Origin of the sequence: Mumia sp. ZJ430 (assembly GCF_011751845.1) — a bacterium.
Taxonomy (GTDB): Bacteria; Actinomycetota; Actinomycetes; order Propionibacteriales; family Nocardioidaceae; genus Mumia.
The window spans coordinates 149,393-170,103 of the sequence record NZ_JAAHFK010000002.1; the positions used below are offsets into that span (position 1 = coordinate 149,393).

The 20,711-nt window shown below is 69.8% G+C and carries 21 protein-coding genes; 6 read left to right on the forward strand and 15 right to left on the reverse strand.

Annotated elements, in window-relative coordinates:
* Positions 1-62: 62 nt before the first annotated feature.
* Positions 63-1,592, forward strand: coding sequence for a UDP-N-acetylglucosamine 1-carboxyvinyltransferase (locus tag HCT63_RS07225; RefSeq protein ID WP_167002734.1), 1,530 nt, complete (start codon positions 63-65; stop codon positions 1,590-1,592).
* A 68-nt stretch (positions 1,593-1,660) separates the two neighbouring features.
* On the opposite strand, the gene HCT63_RS07230 is transcribed toward HCT63_RS07225, so the two are convergent.
* A complete protein-coding gene (locus tag HCT63_RS07230; RefSeq protein WP_167002736.1) occupies positions 1,661-1,852 on the reverse strand; it encodes a helix-turn-helix transcriptional regulator in 192 nt (63 codons plus the stop codon).
* Between the two features lie 312 nt (positions 1,853-2,164).
* On the opposite strand from HCT63_RS07230, the gene HCT63_RS07235 reads away from it, so the two are divergent.
* The 3 genes from HCT63_RS07235 to HCT63_RS07245 all read left to right on the forward strand — a co-directional run bounded on the left by HCT63_RS07235 (position 2,165) and on the right by HCT63_RS07245 (position 4,881).
* Positions 2,165-2,956: a glycerophosphodiester phosphodiesterase gene (locus HCT63_RS07235; protein ID WP_167002738.1), complete on the forward strand. Its 792-nt coding sequence runs from the start codon at positions 2,165-2,167 to the stop codon at positions 2,954-2,956.
* Positions 2,953-4,347 carry an MFS transporter gene (locus tag HCT63_RS07240; protein WP_167002740.1) on the forward strand — a complete coding sequence of 465 codons (1,395 nt, stop codon included), beginning with the start codon at positions 2,953-2,955 and terminating at the stop codon, positions 4,345-4,347. Before HCT63_RS07235 ends, HCT63_RS07240 begins: the two co-directional genes overlap by 4 nt.
* A 132-nt stretch (positions 4,348-4,479) precedes the next feature.
* Positions 4,480-4,881, forward strand: coding sequence for an RNA polymerase-binding protein RbpA (locus tag HCT63_RS07245; RefSeq protein WP_167002742.1), 402 nt, complete (start codon positions 4,480-4,482; stop codon positions 4,879-4,881).
* A 102-nt stretch (positions 4,882-4,983) separates the two neighbouring features.
* Here HCT63_RS07245 and HCT63_RS07250 read toward each other — a convergent pair whose 3' ends face one another.
* A complete protein-coding gene (locus tag HCT63_RS07250) occupies positions 4,984-6,063 on the reverse strand; it encodes an epoxide hydrolase family protein (protein WP_167002744.1) in 1,080 nt (359 codons plus the stop codon).
* A 56-nt stretch (positions 6,064-6,119) separates the two neighbouring features.
* On the opposite strand from HCT63_RS07250, the gene HCT63_RS07255 reads away from it, so the two are divergent.
* Positions 6,120-6,584 carry a MarR family transcriptional regulator gene (locus HCT63_RS07255; RefSeq protein ID WP_167002746.1) on the forward strand — a complete coding sequence of 155 codons (465 nt, stop codon included), beginning with the start codon at positions 6,120-6,122 and terminating at the stop codon, positions 6,582-6,584.
* Positions 6,585-6,594: 10 nt separating this feature from the next.
* Here the strand turns inward: HCT63_RS07255 and HCT63_RS07260 are convergent, their stop codons facing one another.
* The 8 genes from HCT63_RS07260 to HCT63_RS07295 form a co-directional block, all read right to left on the reverse strand.
* Entirely contained in the window at positions 6,595-7,047 is a 453-nt protein-coding gene (locus HCT63_RS07260; protein WP_167002748.1) for an FxsA family protein, read from the reverse strand.
* Positions 7,048-7,086: 39 nt separating this feature from the next.
* Entirely contained in the window at positions 7,087-7,830 is a 744-nt protein-coding gene (locus HCT63_RS07265; RefSeq protein ID WP_208322325.1) for a polyprenol monophosphomannose synthase, read from the reverse strand.
* Entirely contained in the window at positions 7,827-9,362 is a 1,536-nt protein-coding gene (gene lnt, locus HCT63_RS07270; RefSeq protein WP_167002752.1) for an apolipoprotein N-acyltransferase, read from the reverse strand. Before lnt ends, HCT63_RS07265 begins: the two co-directional genes overlap by 4 nt.
* A gap of 201 nt (positions 9,363-9,563) precedes the next feature.
* Positions 9,564-11,117 (reverse strand): amidohydrolase family protein, encoded by a 1,554-nt coding sequence (locus tag HCT63_RS07275; RefSeq protein WP_167002754.1) that lies wholly within the window; start codon positions 11,115-11,117, stop codon positions 9,564-9,566.
* Positions 11,117-11,716 (reverse strand): GNAT family N-acetyltransferase, encoded by a 600-nt coding sequence (locus HCT63_RS07280; protein ID WP_167002756.1) that lies wholly within the window; start codon positions 11,714-11,716, stop codon positions 11,117-11,119. Before HCT63_RS07280 ends, HCT63_RS07275 begins: the two co-directional genes overlap by 1 nt.
* A 6-nt stretch (positions 11,717-11,722) precedes the next feature.
* Positions 11,723-12,163: an Lrp/AsnC family transcriptional regulator gene (locus HCT63_RS07285; protein ID WP_208322326.1), complete on the reverse strand. Its 441-nt coding sequence runs from the start codon at positions 12,161-12,163 to the stop codon at positions 11,723-11,725.
* 74 nt (positions 12,164-12,237) lie between these two features.
* Positions 12,238-13,344 (reverse strand): Xaa-Pro peptidase family protein, encoded by a 1,107-nt coding sequence (locus HCT63_RS07290; RefSeq protein WP_167002758.1) that lies wholly within the window; start codon positions 13,342-13,344, stop codon positions 12,238-12,240.
* 34 nt (positions 13,345-13,378) lie between these two features.
* Positions 13,379-14,305 carry a 5'-3' exonuclease gene (locus HCT63_RS07295; RefSeq protein ID WP_167002760.1) on the reverse strand — a complete coding sequence of 309 codons (927 nt, stop codon included), beginning with the start codon at positions 14,303-14,305 and terminating at the stop codon, positions 13,379-13,381.
* 120 nt (positions 14,306-14,425) lie between these two features.
* Between HCT63_RS07295 and HCT63_RS07300 the strand changes: the two genes are divergently transcribed.
* Positions 14,426-14,725, forward strand: a complete 300-nt coding sequence (locus HCT63_RS07300) for a thiamine-binding protein (protein WP_167002762.1) — start codon at positions 14,426-14,428, stop codon at positions 14,723-14,725.
* A gap of 29 nt (positions 14,726-14,754) precedes the next feature.
* Here the strand turns inward: HCT63_RS07300 and HCT63_RS07305 are convergent, their stop codons facing one another.
* The 5 genes from HCT63_RS07305 to HCT63_RS07325 form a co-directional block, all read right to left on the reverse strand.
* Positions 14,755-17,505, reverse strand: a complete 2,751-nt coding sequence (locus HCT63_RS07305; protein ID WP_167002764.1) for a DEAD/DEAH box helicase — start codon at positions 17,503-17,505, stop codon at positions 14,755-14,757.
* A 9-nt stretch (positions 17,506-17,514) separates the two neighbouring features.
* The gene (gene tatC, locus HCT63_RS07310) at positions 17,515-18,378 is read right to left on the reverse strand and encodes a twin-arginine translocase subunit TatC (protein WP_167002766.1); all 864 of its coding nucleotides are present in this window, start codon (positions 18,376-18,378) and stop codon (positions 17,515-17,517) included.
* Positions 18,379-18,443: 65 nt separating this feature from the next.
* Positions 18,444-18,698 carry a Sec-independent protein translocase subunit TatA gene (gene tatA, locus HCT63_RS07315; protein ID WP_167002768.1) on the reverse strand — a complete coding sequence of 85 codons (255 nt, stop codon included), beginning with the start codon at positions 18,696-18,698 and terminating at the stop codon, positions 18,444-18,446.
* A 33-nt stretch (positions 18,699-18,731) separates the two neighbouring features.
* A complete protein-coding gene (locus HCT63_RS07320; protein ID WP_167002770.1) occupies positions 18,732-19,700 on the reverse strand; it encodes a WYL domain-containing protein in 969 nt (322 codons plus the stop codon).
* A complete protein-coding gene (locus HCT63_RS07325) occupies positions 19,697-20,659 on the reverse strand; it encodes a WYL domain-containing protein (RefSeq protein WP_167002772.1) in 963 nt (320 codons plus the stop codon). The genes HCT63_RS07320 and HCT63_RS07325 overlap by 4 nt, the downstream gene beginning before the upstream one ends.
* Positions 20,660-20,711 lie beyond the last annotated feature (52 nt).

Consider the following 20,711-nt stretch of genomic DNA (forward strand, 5'->3'; position numbering starts at 1 on the left):
GTGACACGCGGAACACCCCGATATTCGACGATCTATCTCACATGTGAGATACGGTGGAGCACATGACTGACGACTACCTGACCCGGATCGGGAACCTCATTCGCGACGCGCGGAAGCATCGCGGCCTGACCCAGGCGGAGCTCGCTCAACTCTTGAAGACGAGCCAGAGTGCGGTCAACCGCATCGAGCAGGGCCAGCAGAACCTCACGCTGGAGATGCTGGCGCGCATCGGTGCCGCGCTCGACTCCGAGTTTGTGGCGCTAGGCACGTCAGGCCCTAGCCACCTGCGCGTCGTTGGCGAGACCAAGCTCTCCGGCTCCATCGATGTGAAGTCCTCCAAGAACGCCGGCGTCGCCCTCTTGTGTGCGGCGCTGCTCAACGAGGGCCGCACCACGCTGCGCAAGGTAGCCCGCATCGAGGAGGTCAACCGGCTCCTCGAGGTGCTGGAATCGATCGGCTTCAAGACGACCTGGATCGGCGACGAGGGCGACCTCGAGCTGATCCCGCCGACGACCCTCGACTTGTCGTCGATCGATGCCGACGCTGCACGCCGTACGCGCAGCATCATCATGTTCCTCGGCCCGCTGATGCACCGCGAGCAGTCGTTCGATCTTCCCTATGCCGGTGGCTGCGACCTCGGCACGCGCACGGTTGAGCCGCACATGACCGCGCTGCGCCCGTTCGGGCTCGAGGTGAAGGCCACCGAGGGCAGCTATCACGCGACCGTCGACCCCTCGGTTTCCCCTGTACGACCGATCGTGCTCACCGAGCGCGGCGACACCGTCACCGAGAACGCGCTACTGGCCGCTGCGCGGCACGATGGCGAGACCGTCATCCGCAACGCCAGCCCCAACTACATGGTCCAGGACCTGTGCTTCTTCCTCGAGCGCCTCGGCGTCGAGATCGAGGGCATCGGGACGACCACGCTTCGTGTGAAGGGTCGCTCGCGCATCAACGTCGACGTCGAGTACGCGCCGAGCGAGGACCCGATCGAGGCGATGAGCCTGATCACCGCGGCGATCGTCACCGAGTCGAAGATCACCGTGCGTCGTGTGCCGATCGAGTTCATGGAGATCGAGCTCGCGCTGCTGGAGGAGATGGGCTTCACCTACGACCGCAGCGACGAGTACCTCGCCGAGAACGGCCACACCCGCCTCGTCGACATCACGACGTACCCGTCGGTGCTGCACGCGCCGATCGACAAGATCCACCCGATGCCGTTCCCCGGACTCAACATCGACAATCTGCCGTTCTTCGCGGTGATCGCGGCGACGGCCTCCGGGACGACGCTGCTGCACGACTGGGTCTATGAGAACCGCGCGATCTATCTGACCGAGCTCAACAAACTCGGTGCGAACGTCAAGCTCCTCGACCCGCACCGCGTCCTCATCGAGGGTCCGACGCGCTGGCGCGCCACCGAGCTCGTGTGCCCACCGGCACTGCGACCGGCCGTCGTGATCCTGATCGCGATGCTGGCGGCCAAGGGGACGTCGGTGCTGCGCAGCGTCTACGTGATCAACCGCGGGTACGAAGATCTCGCTGCGCGCCTCAACGCCCTGGGCGCCGAGATCGAGACCTTCCGCGACATCTGAGCGGCAGGGTCTCGGCCACCCCCTGCTGGTCGAGTGCCGGCGAGGAACGAGCCGGTGTATCGAGACCCCTACTCGACCGCCGCGCCCAGGTGCTCGCCGAGCTCCTTGCGCGAGCGGATGCGCAGCTTCGCGTAGCTCGCCGACAGGTGCCACTCCACGGTCTTGATGCTGAGGAACAGCTGCTCGGCGATCTGGCGGTTGGTCGAGCCCGACATGGCGAGCTCGCACACCGACAGTTCGGCAGTCGAGAGTCGGTCCACGGGTGACCCGCTCTCGCCGTCCGAGTCCGTCCGCGGCGCGACGTCCTCGAGATGTCGCGAGACACCGGCCGCGCCGATACGGTCCGCGATCCCTCGGGACTGACCCGCGAGCATCGCCGCCTCGGCCCGGCAGCGAGTGTCAGTGTTCCGAGAAGTGGCACTCCCCGTCGTACGGGGTGGGTGGCGGTACGTGCAGTCATGCTCATCCTCATCGGTCGGTGCTGATGCGTCGTCCAGCCTCACCCGATCTCGCCCCGTACGAGGTGTGCCAAGCACCCTGGTTCGTGAACCCTGGGGCGGCATACTGGCCCCGTGACCGACCCGGTGCCACCGTTCCGCGCTTCGCCGACCCCGCTGGCGTACGCGCACCGCGGGGGTGCGCACTACGCCCCTAACCGGGGCATCGAGAACTCCCTCGCCGCCTTCGAGAACGCGGTCCGGCTCGGCTATCGCTACCTCGAGACCGATGCGCGCACCTCGGCCGACGGCACCGTGTTCGCGTTCCACGACGCCTCGCTCGACCGGACGACCGACCGGGCAGGCGTCCTCGCCAGGCTTCCCGCCGACGAGGTGCACAAGGCCCGCATCGGTGGGCGCGAGCCGGTCCCGCTGCTGAGCGACATGCTCGCGGCGTTCCCCAACGTGTACGTCAACATCGACGTCAAGGAGACCGCGGCGATCGCCCCGACCCTGCAGGCGATCACCGACACCGGTGCTGAGGGACGCGTCTGCCTCGCGTCGTTCTCCCACCGGCGTCTCGCGCGGATCCGGGCGCTGGCCCCTCGCCTGGCCACCTCGGCGTCGCCGCCGGAGATCGCGCGGGTGATGGCGCACCCGTGGCGGGTGCTCCCGCGGATCCGTGCGTCGGGTGTCGCCTGCGTGCAGGTTCCGACGCGGCGAGGCTGGCTGGAGATCGTGACGCCGCGGTTCGTCCGTGCTGCGCACGACCTCGGGCTGGCGGTCCATGTGTGGACCATCGACGACGCCGCAGAGATGGAGCGCCTCCTCGACCTCGGGGTGGACGGACTGATGAGCGACCGGATCGACGTCCTGCGCGACGTCCTGACCGCCCGCGGTCAGTGGACTGGAGGAGCCCCCGAATGACCGTCGCCAACTCCGCTGACGCTTCCGGCACCGCCCTGGGGCGCCGCCGAGAGCAGCGCGCCTGGTACTGGTACGACTGGGCCAACTCGGCCTACATCACGAGCGTCGGCACCGTGCTCATCGGTCCCTACCTCACCTCCGTCGCCGAGCGCGACGCGTGCGGACGGGTCGGGACGACCGACAACCCGTGCCACGCGAACATCGACCTGTTCGGGCTGGGACTGTCGGCGGGGTCGCTGGTCTTCTACGTCGTCACCTTCGCCACGCTGCTGTCCGCGCTGGTGCTGCCGATCGTCGGTGCCGTCGCCGACCGCGTCACGTCCAAGCGTCGACTGATGGCGAGGTTCGCTTGGACCGGCGCGGCGGCCGCGTGCGCGATGTTCTTCGTCGCGGGCAGCAATTGGGAGCTCGGGGCCGTGCTGCTCGTGGTGGCCAACCTCTGCATGGGCGCCTCGCTGACCGTCTACGACGCGATCCTCATCGACGTCGCCACACCCGACGAGCGAGACCGGGTGTCGTCGCGAGGGTGGGCCTTCGGCTACCTCGGCGGCGGCCTCCTGCTTCTCCTCAACCTTGGCCTCGTCCTCGGTGCGGGTGACGCGATCGGCACCGACACGGCGGTCCGGATCAGCCTGCTGTCGGCGGGCCTGTGGTGGGGCGGCTTCACCGTCATCGCCTACCGAGGCTTGCGGGACCACCCGCCGACGGCGCTGCCGGACGGCGAGGAACGCACGGAGGGTGCCCTCGTACGCCGCAGCTTCGGCCAGCTGTGGAGCACGCTCAAGCACCTCAAGAACTACCCGCAGACGATGCTCTTCCTCGTCGCCTACCTCTTCTACAACGACGGCATCCAGACGGTCATCTACTCGGCGTCGATCTTCGGCCAGAAGGAGCTCGGCTTCTCCGCCGAGGTGCTCATCGCGACGATCCTCCTCGTCCAGTTCGTCGCGATCGCCGGTGCGCTGTCGTTCGGCGTGATCGCGCAGCGGGTGGGGGCGCGCCGGACGATCATGGGCGGCCTCGTCGTCTGGATGGTGATCGTCTCCTGCGGCTACGTGATGCCTGAGGGCGAGGTCGTGCCGTTCCTCGTCCTCGCGACCGGGATCGGTATCGTCATGGGCGGAACACAGGCGCTGTCGCGGTCGTTGTACTCCCAGATGATCCCGGCGGGACGAGAAGCCGAGTACTTCTCGCTCTACCAGGCCGCCGAGCGTGGGACGAGCTGGCTCGGTACCCTGGTCTTCGGTCTGGTGCACCAGCTCACCGGGTCGTATCGGCCGGCGATCTTCGCGCTGATCGCGTTCTTCGTCATCGGATTCGTGCTTCTGGTGCGTCTGGACGCAAGACGTGCGATCACGGAGGCCGGGCGCGAGGTGCCCCAGTCCGTCTGAGAGCGGGCGTGTCGTACGACACGGTGGGCTCTCAGGGGAATCTCACGAGCCCCCGATACGTTGGACAGGGCGTACGGAAACGGACAGACGTGCCGTACGCATCAGACGTTTGATTGAGTCGGGAGGGCAGTGATGGCAGAACGCGCACTCCGGGGGGCGCGCCTCGGAACCCAGAGCTTCGAGGATGAGCGTGGCGTGGAGATGGCCCCGCGTCAAGAGGTTGAGTACGTCCTGCCCGACGGCCGTACGTTCACGGTCACGATGGCCGACGACGCCGAGCTTCCTGCTGAGTGGGAAGACCCGCGCAGCGGCAAGATGGGGCGTCTCGTCGACGGCAGCGAGCCGGAGCACAAGGAGGTCAAGGCCCCTCGTACGCACTGGGACATGCTGCTGGAGCGGCGTTCGATCCCCGAGCTCGAGGAGATCCTGACCGAGCGGCTCGAGCTGCTGCGGGCCGGTGAGATCGGTCCGGCTCACCTGCACCGCCCGGCCAAGGCCAAGACGAAGGCCAAGGCGCGCAAGCGCACCGCATGATCTAAGCGGTTCCACATTCTCGGGAACCTGTTCGAGATCCCCTGATCGCCTGGGTCGTACCGTCCCCCCGTGGTACGGCCCAGGCTTCTCTTTGCCCGCGAGTCACTCCGCGCGCACTCGCGAGAAGAACTCCCGGACGTCCTCGGCGAGCAGCTCGGGCACCTCCATCGCAGCGAAATGACCGCCGCTCTCGAATTCCGACCAGTGCGTGATGTCGTACAGCCGTTCGGCCAGCGGCCGCACCGACTGCGTGATGTCGTGGGCGAACACGGCCACGCCGAGCGGGACCGGGCACGGCGCGGCCTGTCGCGCGGTGTCTCGGTGCAGTCGTGCCGAGGAGGCCGCGGTGGCGGTCAGCCAGTACAGCGAGATGTTGGTGAGCATCCGCTCGTCGCTGACCGGCGAGCCGGGGTCCATCCACTGCGCGAAGCGCTCGGCGATCCAGGCCAGCTGAGCGACCGGCGAGTCCGTCAGCGCATAGCCGATCGTCTGCGGAGTGAGCGCCTGCAAGGCCTGGTACGGCGGGCGTGCCGCCATCAGCTGTCGAACCTTGTCCAGCCGGGCCTCGTCGGTTGCTGACAGTTCGACGTCCGGATCCGGCCGGGTCGGCAGGTAGTTCACGTGCACACCGACCACCTGCTCGGGGGCGACCGCGCTGAGCGCCATCGAGATGCCGGCCCCGAAGTCGCCCCCCTGCGCGCCGTAGCGGTCGTAGCCGAGACGGCACATCAGCTCGGCCCAGGCTCGCGCCACCCGGGCGGCGTCCCAGCCCCGCTCGTGGGTCGGACCGGAGAAGCCGTAGCCCGGGATGGAGGGGATCACCAGGTGGAAGTCGCGCGACAGCGGCTCGATCACGTCGAGAAACTCCAGGAACGAGCCGGGCCACCCGTGGGTGAGGATCAGCGCGAGCGCGTCCGGGTCGGCAGACCGTACGTGGACGAAGTGGATGTTCTGACTCTCGATCTCCGTGGTGAACTGCGGGAGCTCGTTGAGCGCGGCCTCGTGCGTACGCCAGTCGTAGCCGGTGCGCCAGAGCTCGGCCAGCTCCTTGAGCCGCGCCAGCGGGAACCCGTAGTCCCACCCGGCGTCGGCGACCTCGTTGGGCCAGCGCGTACGGGCGAGCCGGTCGTTCAGGTCGTCGAGGTCGGCCTGGGGGACGTCGATGCAGTACGGAGTGATCATGGATCCCAACCTACCCAATCGTTAGTCGCCCTAACGATCTGATTTAGACTCGCTCCATGGAGGATTCATCCCCGGAGAGGCCTGCGACGTGGAGGAGCCTGCCGAGCTGGCTGCTCTCCCAGACTGCGCACCATGCGCACCGGCTGCTGGCTGACGCGTTCTCGTCCGTCGGTGCCCGCGGCTACCACTACCGTGTGCTGGCGACGCTGGACGAGTTCGGCGCGGCCAGCCAGGCGACGCTGGGCCGCCGCACCGGCATCCACTTCAGCGACATGGTCGCCACCATCACCGAGCTCGCCGACGACGGGATGGTCGAGCGCGCGCCCGACCCCTCGGATCGACGGCGCAACGTCATCTCGCTGACCAGCTCTGGAGCACGACAGCTACGGCGCCTCGAGACGCAGCTGGCCGACACCCAGGAAGCGCTGCTCGCTCCGCTGTCACCGGATGAACGTGTGCGCTTCACGGCGCTTCTCGGCACGCTGCTGGACCACCACGACCGGCACGCACCGAGGGACTGAGCCGCGGGCGTCAGTCGTCGACGACCTCGCCCTGGACGACGGTGGGCGAGGTCGCATGCCCGCTCGTACGGCGCTGGAACTGCTCGCTCACGACCCACGTGCCCTGACGCTCGGCCCAGCGACGGCTGCGCGTGCGCACCGCCTTGCGGACCGGCGGGAGCAGCAGCAGCGCGCCCGCGACCGCCGTGAGGTAACCAGGCACCGCGAACAGGAAGCCCACGAGCATCGTCAGACCGCGGCCGCTGCCTCCCTCGGGCGGAACGCCGTCGCGAGCGGCCAGACGCAGGTCCTGCCAGCCTCGGCGTCCGGTCTCGCGGATCACGACGATGCCCACGAGCGACAGCGCCATGAGCGAGATGATGGTGGCTCCGACGCCGATCCAGCTGCTCACCGCGACGGCGAGCGCGATCTCGATGACGGGCAGCAGCAAGAACGTCGCCGCGACTCCTCGACGTACCGTCATGTCCTCATCCCCTCCTCGCCCGCGACCTCGACCGCAGGTTCAGGCGTCCTGCTTCGAGCGTACGCGGCGCAGCCAATCTGTCCGGTCGCGCGCACCCCACGCCGTGATCCGCCAGAGCGCTTCGCGGACGATCGCGCCGTCCATCTTGGACTCACCGGCGACCCGCTCGACGAACGTGATCGGGACCTCGCGCACGTCGAACCCGCCGCGCACGGCCCGTCGCGCCAGATCCACCTGGAAGCAGTAGCCCTGTGAGGCGACTCCCCCGTCGAGGATCTCCCGCAGCGCGTCGGCCCGGAAGGCTCGATAGCCGCCCGTTGCGTCACGCAGGGGCAACCCCAAGGCCAGCCGCGTGTAGAGGTTGCCCCCGCGCGACAGCACCTCCCGGCGTACGGGCCAGTTGACGACGTCGCCGCCCGGCACCCACCGCGACCCGAGCACCAGATCGGCGCCGGCCTCGACGACGTCGAGCAGGCGGTAGAGCTCCTCGGGCTGGTGCGAGCCGTCCGCATCCATCTCCACCAGGATCTCGTACCCCCGCTCGAGACCCCAGGCGAAGCCGGCGAGGTACGCGGCGCCGAGGCCGTTCTTGGCCGTGCGGTGGAGGACCTGGACCTGCGGGTCGTCGGCGGCGATCTTGTCGGCGAGCTCGCCCGTACCGTCGGGCGACCCGTCGTCGACGACGAGCACGTCCACGTCGGGGGTGGCCTTGCGGACGCGTCCGACGAGCGGGACGACGTTGTCGGCCTCGTTGTACGTCGGGACGATCACGAGAGTCTTCACCGGCGTCGCACCTTCCGCCGCAGCATCCCCACGGCCAGGACAGCGCCGACCACGAGGAGCGAGGCACGCTCGATCCACACGCCGAACCGTGTCCCCGTGGTGACCGAGGTCGCGACCTGGACCTCTTCGGAGAGGTACGCCGGCTCTTGCTCCGGCGCCGTCGCCTGCACGCTACCGTCCGGACCGATCACTCCGCTGATCCCGTTCGTCGACGGCACGGCCACGTATCGGCCGGACTCGATCGCCCGCAGGCGCGAGATCTGCCACTGCTGCTCCGGCTGCGGCGTGCCGGTGAACGTCGCGTTGTTGGTCTGCACGACGAGCATCTCCGCACCGTCGAGGACCGCGTCGCGGACGAGGCTGTCGAACACGACGTCGAAGCACGTCATCGTCCCGACCACGCCGTCGCCGATCCGCACCGCGCCCGACTCGTCGCCGGAGAGCATGTCGCGCGGGACCTCCTCCGCGAGCAGCGGCACGAGCCACTCCGAGAAGCCCCGCATCGGCACGTACTCGCCCCAGGGCACGAGGTGCTGCTTGACGTACTGGTCACCGGGCCCGGTCTCCGGGTCCCAGACGACGGAGGCGTTGTACGCGGTGCCGTCGCTGGGGCCGTCAAGGATGGCGCCGACGAGGATCGGCGCGCCGACATCCCGTGCGGCGCCGGCGATCATCTCGCCCGCGGCCACGTCCGTGATCGGGTCGATGTCAGAGGCGTTCTCGGGCCACAGCACCATGTCGGGCTGCGGCAGCTCGCCCGCGTGCACCCGCGCCGCATACTGCGAGGTCACGCGCACGTGGTTTTCGAGGACCTCGCGCTGCTCGCCGTACCACTGCGCCCCGGTGCCGGGGACGTTTCCCTGGATGACGGCGATCTGGAGCGAGCGCCCCTCCCCCGCGAGTCCGACGGGCAGCACCGCTCCCAGCGCGAACACCGCGGCGATCGAGACCGCACCGACGACGAGGCGGCGTACGCGGCCCGCGTCGGCGCTGCGGCGCGTGAAGGCCCACACGACGAGCGCGGCCGTGAGGAACACCGCGCCCGACAGCACAGAAACGCCGAGCCACCGCGCCAGTGGGGCGAGCGGGGTGTCGACGGCGGCGAAGGCCAGCCGCCCCCACGGGAACCCGCCGAACGGCAGGAGGCTGCGCAGCATCTCGGCGGCCATCCACGCGAGCGCGCCAAGCAGCGGCCACGCGCGGTGGCGTACGAGGACGGCGAACACGGCGCCGAACCCCGCGTAGAACAGTCCCTCGAACGCGGCCAGCGCGACATAGGCGCCCGGCACGTCGAAGACCAGGACCCAGTTGAGCAGCACGAGCAGGAAGGACGTACCGAAGACCCATCCGAGCCAGGCGCCGAGAGCCGGGGTCGCCCCGCGAAGGGCCACAACGAAGAGGACGAGACCGGGCCACACGAGCCAGGACTGCTCGAGGGGCGCGAAGCCGCAGGAGACGATCAGCCCCGCGACCACGGCTGAACTGGTCCGTCGGAGCCAGGTCCGGTCGAGGGAAGAGAAGACGTGCGGCACGGCACCACGCTACCGAACGGCCGTCGCTGCCCGACCGGGAGAGCCCGAGAACGTGATCCGCCAGAGGCCTGACACCCTTCGGACCAGCTCGCGCTGTTGTCTAGTGGGCGCCAGGGCCTCTGGCGTTGGGCCTCTCCCCGTGATACTCGCCGGCATCCGAGAGGCGATCTCGTACGACAGTGCCGAACCTCGGCGCTGCTGTCAACCGTCAAGCCTACTGGAGGTGATCGCGTCATACGCGACACGGCCCGCGACGACTGTGCGTACGCACCGTGCTTCGCCTGCGAGCGCAGCCTCCAGCGGATCCGCCTCGGGCGGCACCTCCCAGAACGCAAGATGGGCAGGCGCCCCGACGTCGAGCGTGCCCGCTCCGTCGATGCGGGCGGCGTGCCAACCGCCGACAGTGTGCGCATGGAGCGCGGCGGGCACCGAGAGTCCGCGACCGCCCGAGCGTGGCTGCGTCGCCGCGCTGATCGCACTCCACGGCGCGAAGGGCGTGACTGGTGCATCGGACCCGAACGCCATCGGGACCCCGATCGCCGCCATCGCCGCGAACGGGTTCATCCGCCGAGCCCGGTCACGTCCGACTCGGGCTGCGTACATGCCGTCGTCACCGCCCCATGCGGCGTCGAACGCAGGCTGGACGCTGGCAGTGACCCCGAGCTGCGCGAGGAGCTCCAGATGGGCTCCTGAGGGCATCTCGAGGTGCTCTACGCGGTGCCGTGCCGAGCGGAGGCTGTCGGTGCCCAGGATGTCGCGCGCCTGCCGCAGCCCGGCGACCAGCGCCTCGCTCCCCCGGTCGCCGATCACGTGGAAGCCTGCCTGCAGGCCCCCGCGGGTGCAGGCGACGACGTGGGCGCAGACGGCGTCGGCGTCGAGGTAGAGGTGGCCGCTCGTTGTCGGGTCGTCGTCGTACGGCGCGTGCAGCGCCGCCGTATGAGAGCCGAGTGAGCCGTCGACGTTCAGGTCGCCGGCGAGGCCTGTCACGCCGTGCTCGCGCGCGGCTTCGAAGGCGCCGGCCTCACCCCAGTACGTGACCACGTGCGGGAGCACACGCTCGGCGCTGAGCGCGCGGATGCTCGCCAGGTCGTCCAGCGGGACGATGTGAGGCGCGGCCTGCTCATGGACCGAGACGATGCCGGCGGCCGCCGCGGCCCGAAGTGCCGTCGCGATCGACGCCTTGCGGTCCCCGAGATCGGGAACCGTCTCGAGGTAGCCGCGTACGAGGTGGTGGGCGTCGCGCTCGATCCTGCCGTCGCCCTGCCATCCGTCGAGGCCGCGGAGCGCAGGCACCCGAGTCACGAGCGCTGCTGACACGACGGCTGAGTGTGCGTCGACGCGCGCGAGATAGACCGCGCGCCCCTCCGCGGCGCGGTCGAGGTCCGCCCCGGTCAGCGACCCGTCGTGCCAGTCGCTGTCGTCCCAGCCGTGCCCGTGGACGACCAGGTCGTCGACGCGTGAGACGTGGGCGGCGAGCCGCTGCAGCGCCTCCACACGCGACCGCGAGCCGGCGAGGTCGAGGCCCCGCATCGCATGGCCGGTCATCTCCAGGTGCACGTGCGCGTCGACGAAGCCGGGAGTCACCAGGACCCCCGGCATCATCACGACCTCGTCGGCACCGTCGGCCCACGCCGCGGATTCCGCATCGGGCCCGACCCAGGCGAGCGCGCCGTCCTCGACGGCGAGCGCAACCAGGTGCGGGAGACCTCCGACCCGCAGACCACGATGGAGCACCCGCCCGGGAGTCGCCGACATCACCGCACCTCGGAGGCACCGGGCCCGGTCGGAGTGTCGCCGTGCAGGGTCAGGTCGTGCTCGTCGGGGCGCAGGTCCAGCCAGAAGTAGACGTTGTCCCAGCGCTGGTCGCCGATCGCCACGAAGTCGGGGATGCGGCCGTACTCGCGAAAGCCCAGCCGCTCGTACAGCGCCATCGCCGCGTGGTTGTTGCCGCGTACGTCGAGCGTCAGGATCTCGATGCCGGCCTTGCGTGCGTAGTCGATCAGCTCGGTGACGAGCCGCTGGCCGAGCCCGCCCCCGCGCGCGTCGGACGAGACGGCGACGCGGCCGATGTCGGCGTGCGGCTGCTCGGTTTCGCCGATCCGGCGAGACCAGTAGGCGAAGCCGACGACCCGTCCCTCGGGGTCCTCGGCCACCGCCAGGCAGGCGTCGTCGAGGTCGCTCTCGTGGACGAGATCACCGAGAAGGTCGCCGACGTCGGACCGGCTCGGTGGCTCGAGCCAGCCGAGTGCTGCCCCCTCCTCCACCAGTCGCGTGATGAGTGCGTGCAGCGAGTCGAGCAGCTCTGGCTCGGGCTCGACGACACGTCGGACGGTGTAGGTGGCCACATCGGCCATGCAGGGTCAGCCTCCGATCGGGCGGTTCTCGTACGGGGTCGAGAGGACGATGGTCGTCCGTGTCGAGACGTTCGCGGCCGCCCGGATCTCCGCGAGCAACGTCTCTAGGTCACTTGTGGTGCCGACCCGCACCATGAGCACGTAGCTCTCCTCGCCAGCCACCGAGTAGCAGGACTCGATCGCGTCGAGGTGACGCAGTCGCTCTGGCGAGTCGTCAGGCTGGCTCGGATCGATCGGCCGGATCGAGATGAATGCCGTCAGCGCGAGGCCGACCGCGTCGTGGTCGAGCCGTGCCTGGTAGCCGGTGATGACACCCCGCGCCTCCAGGCGCTTGACACGCTGGTGGACCGCGCTCGTGGACAGTCCCGTGGCGCGGCCAAGGTCGGTGAAAGACATCCGGCCGTCGACAGACAGCAGCCGGACGATCTGCGCGTCGGTCTCCTCCACGCTGGACAGGATATACACGTCGCCCTCCGGCCGAGGGGCCCGCTCACCTACAGAGATGGACGAAACAGAGATGCTCAGTCGATCACGACGAGGTCGCGAGACGTCAGGTTGAGGCGCTCGAGACCGTCGTCGGTGGTGACCACGATGTCTTCGATGCGTGCGCCGTACTTGCCTTCGAGGTAGATGCCCGGCTCGATCGAGAACGCCATCCCCGGCTCGAGGACGAGGTCGTTGCCCGTCACGATGTAGGGCTCCTCGTGCGTCTCCAGACCGATCCCGTGCCCTGTCCGGTGGAGGAACGCCTTGCCGAACCCCGCGGCGTCGATGAGGTCGCGCCCGACCGTGTCGACGGACCCGGCGGTGACGCCCGGCCGTGCGTGCGCGCACTGCGCCTCCTGGGCGCGCTGGAGCACCTCGTAGAAGGCGACGAGCTCGGCCGGTGCCGTCCCACCCGCGACGTACGTGCGGGTCGAGTCCGAGCAGTAGCCCGACGGCATCGTGCCGCCGATGTCGATGACGACCGGGTCACCGGCCTCGATCACGCGGTCGCTGACCTCGGCGTGCGGCGACGCGCCGTTCGGGCCCGAACCGACGATGACGAAGTCGACCGACTCGTGACCCTCGGCGAGGATCGCCTCGGCGAGGTCGCGGCCGACCTCGCGCTCGGTACGCCCAGGACGCAGCCACTCCCCTACACGGCTGTGGACTCGGTCGATCGCCGCACCGGCCTCGCGCAGCGCGTCGACCTCGGTGGCCGTCTTGCGCAGCCGCAGCCCGCGCAGCACCGGGCTGGCCAGCACCTGCTCGGCACCGGGGAGGGCGGAGCGGAACGCGAACACCCGCTCGGCCCACATGTGGTCGTCGACCGCGACGCGGCGCGCCCCCTCGAGCGGCGCGGCCGCTGCCGCGAATGGGTCCTCGGTCTCGCCCCATCCGTGCAGGACGATGTCGTGGCTGTCCACGCCGGCCTCCAGCGCCATCGCCAGCTCCAGGCGGGGCAGCACGAGCACCGGATCGCCCTCGACCGGAAGGACGAGGCAGGTGAGCCGCTCGAGGGGCATCGCCGCGAATCCGGTGAGGTAGCGGAGGTCCGCTCCCGGGGTCACGAGGAGGGCGTCGACGCCGGCCTCAGCGGCGGCCGTACGGGCGGCATCGAGCCGGCGGGTGATGTCGGTGCTCATGACGTCGACACTACCCGCGCCGTCGCGGGCGCAGTCAGGGTGCTGTGAGAGCGGCGACCGCGCGTTCGGCAGGCCGGCCGAGGCCCCACGCCTCGGCGAGCTCGGCCATCTCACGGACCTGTTCGGTCGAGACCGGACGGAGGGTCAGGTCGACGTCGAGCGGTAGGTCGCGGGCGACCTCGACGACGCGGGGAGCGACCGCGAGGTAGTCGGCCGCGGCGAGCAGGTTGGTCCGGGCGCGGGGTGCGACCTTGGCATGACGATCGGCCGCGGCGGCAAGGATGCCGTCGAGATCCCCGTACGAGGTGAGCAGCGAGGCGGCGGTCTTCTCGCCGATCCCCGCCACCCCCGGCAGGCCGTCGGACGGGTCGCCGCGCAGCACCGCGAAGTCGGCGTACTGCGTCGGCTCGATGCCGTACCGGTCGTGGATCCACCCGGCGTCGACATACTCGAGCTTGCTCATGCCCTTCGCCGGATAGAGCACGCGGACGCCGCGGGCGTCGTCGACGAGCTGGAAGAGGTCACGGTCGCCGGTGACGATGTCGACCGGACCGTCCCACGTCGTGGCGAGCGTGCCGATCACGTCGTCGGCCTCGTAGCCGTCAGCACCCACGATCGGGATGCCGAGGATCTGCAGCGCACGGGCGATGACCGGGACCTGGACGTCGAGCAGGCCGGGCGTCTCCTCGACGTCGGGGCCGGTCTCGGTCACCTGCTCGACCCGGTGCTCCTTGTACGACGGGATCAGCTCGACCCGCCAGGCCGGACGCCAGTCGTTGTCCCAGCAGGCCGCCATCGCGGCCGGCCGGGTGGTGTCGACGAGGGTCGCCACGAAGTCGAGCATCCCGCGGACGGCGTTGACGGGCGTGCCGTCGGGCGCCTTGAGGCTGTCCGGCATCCCGAAGAACGCGCGGAAGTAGAGCGAGGCGGAGTCGAGCAGCAGCAGCTTCTGTCCGGGCATACCCGCACGGTAACGGCCGGAGGTGACACCCCGCTCACGCCGCGGGTCCCTTTCCGACGCTCCCGGGTCCCTCTCTGCCACTGCCGGGTCACCTTCTGGCACGCCTCGTACGCTGAGGCGATGATCGCAGCGTTCAGCATCAGCCCCTCGACCGCCGACGACACCGGCGGGGTCGCCGAGGCAGTCGCGCGCGCCGTCGAAGTGGTCCGCGAAAGCGGATTGCCGCACGAGACAAACGCCATGTTCACCAACGTCGAGGGTGACTGGGACGACGTCATGGACGTCGTGAAGCGTGCCGTCGAAGCGGTCGCCGCAGTCTCGCCCCGCGTGTCGCTCGTCCTCAAGGCGGATATCCGTCCGGGGCACACGGGTCAGCTCGCCGCCAAGGTGCAGCGGATCGAAGAGATCCTCGGAGACTGACCCGGCGCCGGCAGCCAGTGACCCGCGGGCTATTCGGAGACGGAGGTGTACGAGACGACGCCGCGGCGCAGGAGGTCGGCGGCGGCGCGTGCCTTCGACCGCAGCCCCTTGTCCGTCGCCGCGGCCGCGACCTGCTCGATCACGTCGAGCAGCTGCTTGACCGCCCGTACGAAGTCGCCTGCGGCGATGTCGTTGGACTCCAGCACCTCGTCGAGGTCATGGCCCGAGGCCCACTGCCACGCCGTCCACGCGAAGCCGAAGTCGGGCCGCCGCAGGAACGACAGCCGGTGCGAGCGCTCGACCTGCTCCAGCTCGGCCCACGTACGGCTCATCTCGTCGGCCACGATCGCCGACCGTCCACGCGGGAACTGCGGAGGACCGTCGCCCTCGGGATTGCGTGACTCGTACGTCAGTCCGCTCAGCACCGCGGCGAGCTCGGCGGGCTCCAGCTCGTCCCACATACCGCGGCGCAGGCACTCCCCCGCCAGCAGGTCGAGCTCGGAGTAGAGCCGCTGCAGCCTCTGACCGTCAGGTGTGACGGTGTCGCCGTCGAGGTAGCCGAGCTCGTCCAGCACCTCGCACACCCGGTCGAACTGGCGGGCGACGGTGTTGGTGCGCTGCTCGATGCGGCGCCGCTGGTTGCTCGTGTCGCGCTCCAGCCGGAACCAGCGCTCGGCCCAGCGTGCGTGCTCCTCGCGGTCGGGGCACTGGTGGCACGGGTGGTTCTTGAGCTCCGTGCGCAGCTCGTCGATCTGCGGGTCGTGGACCGGCGCGCCCTTGCTCCGGCGCGAGTTCGGGAGGTCGAGGTCACGGGTCTTGTATCGCAGCGTCGACGAGAGGTCGCGGCGCTGCTGGGGGTTGCGGGCGTTGAACGACTTCGGCACCCGGATCCGCGTCGTGGCCTCGATCGGCGTCGGGAAGTCGACGAGACCGAGGCGCCGCGCGTGCCGGTCGGCGGTGAGCACGAACGGGCGCGGTGCGCTGCGGTCCTGGCTGGTTCCCGGATCGAGGATGACCGCCCAGCCGGCCCAGCGACCTGCGGGCACGGCGATGACGTCGCCCGGCCGCAGACGTGAGAGCGAGGCCGCGACGTCGTCGGCGTGCGCAGAGCGACGCTTGCGGGACGCGGCCTGCTCGAGATCCTTCACGCGCCGGCGCAGCGACGCGTACTCCATGAAGTCGCCCTGCGAGCACGCCGCCGCCTCCGCGTACCCGGCGAGCGCCTCGTCGGCCTTGTGCACCTGCCGCGCGAGGCCGACGACCTGACGGTCGGCCTGGAACTGCGCGAACGACTGCTCCAGCATCTGGCGTGCCGTCGCGCGGCCGACCTGGTGGACGAGGTTGACGGCCATGTTGTACGAGGGGTGGAACGACGACCGGAGCGGATACGTACGGGTCGACGCGAGGCCCGCGACGTGCTTCGGGTCGAGGCCTGGCTGCCAGAGGACGACGCCGTGTCCTTCGACGTCGATGCCACGACGTCCGGCCCGGCCGGTGAGCTGGGTGTACTCCCCTGCGGTGACCTCGGCGTGCGTCTCGCCGTTCCACTTCGTGAGCTTCTCGATGACGACCGAGCGCGCCGGCATGTTGATCCCGAGGGCCAGCGTCTCGGTCGCGAACACCGCCTTGACGAGCCCCGCGCTGAACAGGTGCTCGACGATCTCCTTGAACGTCGGGAGCATCCCCGCGTGGTGCGCCGCGACGCCACGGGCCAGCCCCTCGACGAACGCCGGGTAGCCGAGGACGCCGAGGTCGGCGCTCGGCAGCGACGCCGTCGCCTCCTCCACGTACGCCCGGATCTCGCGCTCCTCTGCGGGAGTCGTCAGCCGCAGGTGGGACGCGAGGCACTGCTCGACCGCGGCCTGGCACCCCGCACGGCTGAAGATGAACGTGATCGCCGGCAGCAGCCCGGCCGCGTCGAGCCGGTCGAGGACCTCGACCCTGTTGGGCGTGAAGTGGCGCGAGCGATGGCGGTGGGCCCCGTACGACTGCCCGCGCTTGCCGCGCTTGCCTGGGCCGCCACCCGCGCGTCCGACCTGGCGCATGCGCCACTCGTCGCGAGCGATGCGCTCGAGCTCGCCGTTGACCCGCCCGCCGGCGGCGGGATCCTCCTCGAACAGGTCGTACAGGCGCCTGCCGACGAGGACGTGCTGATAGAGCGGCACCGGGCGGCGCTCGGAGACGACGGTGACGGTGTCGCCGCGGACCTCCGAGAGCCAGTCGCCGAACTCCTCGGCATTGGAGACGGTCGCCGAGAGCGAGACCACCTGCACCGACTCCGGCAGGTGGATGATGACCTCCTCCCAGACCGCGCCGCGGAACCGGTCGGCGAGGTAGTGGACCTCGTCCATCACCACGTAGCCCAGGCCCGCGAGCGTGCGGGACCCCGCGTACAGCATGTTGCGCAGCACCTCGGTCGTCATGATGACGATCGGCGCCTCGCCGTTGATCGTGTTGTCCCCGGTCAGGAGCCCGACGCGGTCGGCGCCGTAGCGCTCCGCGAGATCGTGGAACTTCTGGTTGGACAACGCCTTGATCGGCGTCGTGTAGAAGCACTTGCGCCCGGTCGCGAGCGCGAGGTGGACGGCGAACTCACCGACGAGGGTCTTGCCGGAGCCTGTCGGCGCGGCAACGAGCACGCCGTGCCCCGCCTCCAACGCCTCGCACGACTCGATCTGGAAGTCGTCGAGGCTGAAGTCGTACAGTCCGGCGAACTCGGCGAGGAGAGGATTGGCCTGCGCGGCCCGGAACTGGGAATAGCGCTCCGCCGGTGAGGTCATGCCTCCAGCCTACGGGGCCGGGTGCGAGCCACCCGTCTCGTCGTCGTCCAGGTCGCTCGGCCTGTCGTCGTCGAGGTTGCGTTCGACGACGATCTCCGACATCTCGTCGTCCGAGACTGCCAGGCCCTCGGCTGCGGCGCGCTTGGCGCGTCGACGGTCGACGAGATGCGCGATCACCTCGGCGATGAGGAACAGCACGGTCATCGGGAGCGCAAGGAACAGCATCGTGATCGGATCGGTCGACGGCGTCGCCACCGCGGCGAAGACGAAGGTGCCGACGATGATCCATGCCCGAGCGCTCGCGAGCTGCTTTGCGCTCACCGCGCCCATCGCGTTGAGCAGGATCACGAACAGCGGGATCTCGAACGCCACTGCGAACACCAGCAGGATCCGCAGCACGAAGCTGAGGTAGTCCGACAGCGAGTTCAGGTTGGCGACGCCGTCCGGCGTGAACGAGATCAGGAGCTCGATGCCCTTTGGCAGCACGTAGTAGCCGGTGATGAAGCCGACGATGAACAACGGCCCCGCGATCGCGCAGAAGAGTGCCGTCCAGCGGCGCTCACTTCGGTGCAGCGCGGGAACGATGAAGCCCCAGATCTGGTAGAGCCAGACGGGGCTCGAGATGACCAGCCCGGCGACCAACGAGATCTTCATCGCGAAGGTGAATGGCTCGGCGATGCCGGGGAACGTCAGCTTGGCGTCGACTGGGTGGCCGCTGTCGCGGAGGTTCTCGATCGCCCGCTCCCACGGTCCCGTGAGCAGCTCGAGCAGCTGGTCGTAGAAGAACGCCGCGAGCACCGTGCCCGCGACGATCGCGAGGACGGCCTTGAGGAGACGGTCACGCAGCTCGCGCAGGTGTTCCGCTAAGGGCATCGTGCCATCAGGGGACGTGGCCGGCGCCGGCCGCTTCCCCCTCGAGATAAGGGCCACGGGTCAGGTCAGGGCGTGTCGGGGTGCTTGTCGTACGTGGTCGGCTGCACCACGTCGGACGGCAGCGTGGCGGGCTTCTCCTCGACGGCCTTGGCCGAGCTTGTTTTGTCGTCGTCGTCCATCAGGCCCTTGGTCTCGGACTTGAAGATCCGCAGCGCGCGACCGGATCCCCGAGCGAGCTCGGGGAGCTTCTTCGCACCGAAGAGCAGGACGAGGACGGCCAGGATGAGGACGATCTCCATCGGGCCGATCTGCTTGAACATAGTGACCTCAGTTTCTCAGTGCGGGCTGAGCCTTCATTCGGCATCGTACGCCGCAAGTGAAGCACGAGTCTCGCTGACTATCTGCTCGGCGAGACGTGTGGGCTCCACCACACGGATATTACCTCCGGCGCGAAGGACGAAGCGCTTGAGCCACGCCTCGTCACCCGTGACGACCTTGATCCGGACCCAACCATCCTCGTCGGTGCCGAGCTCAGTGTGGTCGACATACTCCCGAACCCACAAGGCGTTGGGGTGCAACGCGACCACGGCCTCGTACGCGTCGTCGTGCGGCTGGAACAGTCGGGTGGCGTAGTCGCGGGGCTCGACCCCCTCGTGCTCCGCCACGGCGTCGTCAAGGATCTCGATGCGCTCGACGCGGTCCAGGCGGAAGAGCCGCACGTCGTGCGCGCGGTAGCACCAACCCTCGAGGTAGAGGCGTCCCTCCGCGGTGATCAGCCGCAACGGGTCGACGTCACGGTCGGTCAGCTCGTCGCGTGACTCGACGCGGTACTGGAGGTGGAGTCGGCGTCCCTGGCGCAGCGCCTCAGCGACCCGCTCGTGGACCTGTGACTCGGCGTCCTCGACGAGAACCTCGGCCGCGCCCGCGCCGAGGTCGGCGTCGCCGGTCGCCGCGGTCAGCTTGGCGAGCGCGGACTCCAGCGCCGCCAGATCGCGTCCGGCGACGGTCTCCTTGAGGGCGCGCAGCGCCGTGATCAGCGACGCGGCCTCGTAGCCGTTGAGGCGCAGCGGCCGCTTCAGAAAGTCGGCGTTGTCGATGTAGACGACACCGTCGGCGTTGAGCGCGTCCATGTCCACATCGATCATCTCGCCGGACACCGCCTCGGGCAGTCCGCAGAACCACAGCACGTTGAGGTCCTTGACGATCTGAGCCTTGGGGACCCCGAACAGCTCGGCGACCTCGGTGACGGGAACCCCGTCGTTCGTGCGCAGATAGGGGACGAGTGCGAGCATCCGCTCGATCTGCTTCGCGGACGGGCTCACCGGCTCGACACCTCCAGGACGCGGGCGAGGCGGTCACGGACCTCGGTGCGCAGCTCGGGAGGAGACACGGCGACGGCGTCGGGCCCGTACGAGGCGATGTCGGAGGCCAGCTCGCCGGCCGAGCCGTACGGCACCTCGATCACGTCCCAGCCCTCGTCGCCGGGCTCCTGGGTCGTGGCGCGGCGCCGCAGCCCGAGGCCACGGCCCTTGCGTACGCGTACGACCGCGTCGGACGTGGGCGGGGCGGGAAACAGCGAGGCGGCGATCTCGCGGACGTCCGCGTCGTCCGGCACGTCGAACTCCATCGACGCGCCGGCGGCCTCGACGTCTCCGACGACCCTGCTGAGACGGAAGAGGCGCTGGTCGGCGCGGTCGCGGTCGTAGCCGACGAGATACCAGCGGCCGTGCCACGACACGACGCGCCACGGCTCGACGACCCGCTGGGCGCGTGCGCCATCGGCACGTTCGTACAGGAAGGTGACGGGGGTACGGGTGACGACCGCGTCCCAGACCGCCTCGAAGGCGGGCTCGCTCGCGGCGAGGCGGGGCTCGACACCGGAGAGCGCGTCGGGATCGACGGGGACGCCTGCGGCGACGAGCTTGCGGAGGGCGACGGCGGTCGCGTCACCGAGGCGCGCGCTCTGCCAGACCCGTGCGGCGACGCCGATCACGGCAGCCTCCGCGGGCTCGAGGTCGATCGGCGGGAGCTCGAAGTCCTCTCGACGGATCCGGTAGCCCGGCTCGACGCCGTGGTAGGACTCGGTCTCCCCCACCTCGATGCGGATGCCGATGGTCCGCAGTGCGTCTTTGTCCCGCTCGAACATCCGGTCGAACGCGGCGTCGGACTGGCCGCGGTAGGGCTCGATGACCTCACGGATGCGGGACTTGGGGAGAGAGGTCGGCGTCACCAGGAGCGCGATGAGGAGGTTCATCAGCCGCTCGGTCGTGCGTGGTGCCACCGGATACTCCTCGTCGGGTCGGACCAGCAGGTCAGCCAACAAACTACATCGT

Coding starts and splice junctions, on each gene's coding strand:
- tatC (WP_167002766.1), bottom strand. CDS start 18,378: ATGCCCTTAGCGGAACACCTGCGCGAGCTGCGTGACCGTCTCCTCAAG.
- HCT63_RS07250 (WP_167002744.1), bottom strand. CDS start 6,063: ATGATCACTCCGTACTGCATCGACGTCCCCCAGGCCGACCTCGACGAC.
- HCT63_RS07245 (WP_167002742.1), top strand. CDS start 4,480: ATGGCAGAACGCGCACTCCGGGGGGCGCGCCTCGGAACCCAGAGCTTC.
- HCT63_RS07225 (WP_167002734.1), top strand. CDS start 63: ATGACTGACGACTACCTGACCCGGATCGGGAACCTCATTCGCGACGCG.
- HCT63_RS07305 (WP_167002764.1), bottom strand. CDS start 17,505: ATGACCTCACCGGCGGAGCGCTATTCCCAGTTCCGGGCCGCGCAGGCC.
- HCT63_RS07240 (WP_167002740.1), top strand. CDS start 2,953: ATGACCGTCGCCAACTCCGCTGACGCTTCCGGCACCGCCCTGGGGCGC.
- HCT63_RS07295 (WP_167002760.1), bottom strand. CDS start 14,305: ATGCCCGGACAGAAGCTGCTGCTGCTCGACTCCGCCTCGCTCTACTTC.
- tatA (WP_167002768.1), bottom strand. CDS start 18,698: ATGTTCAAGCAGATCGGCCCGATGGAGATCGTCCTCATCCTGGCCGTC.
- HCT63_RS07260 (WP_167002748.1), bottom strand. CDS start 7,047: ATGACGGTACGTCGAGGAGTCGCGGCGACGTTCTTGCTGCTGCCCGTC.
- HCT63_RS07290 (WP_167002758.1), bottom strand. CDS start 13,344: ATGAGCACCGACATCACCCGCCGGCTCGATGCCGCCCGTACGGCCGCC.
- HCT63_RS07300 (WP_167002762.1), top strand. CDS start 14,426: ATGATCGCAGCGTTCAGCATCAGCCCCTCGACCGCCGACGACACCGGC.
- HCT63_RS07275 (WP_167002754.1), bottom strand. CDS start 11,117: ATGTCGGCGACTCCCGGGCGGGTGCTCCATCGTGGTCTGCGGGTCGGA.
- HCT63_RS07280 (WP_167002756.1), bottom strand. CDS start 11,716: ATGGCCGATGTGGCCACCTACACCGTCCGACGTGTCGTCGAGCCCGAG.
- HCT63_RS07255 (WP_167002746.1), top strand. CDS start 6,120: ATGGAGGATTCATCCCCGGAGAGGCCTGCGACGTGGAGGAGCCTGCCG.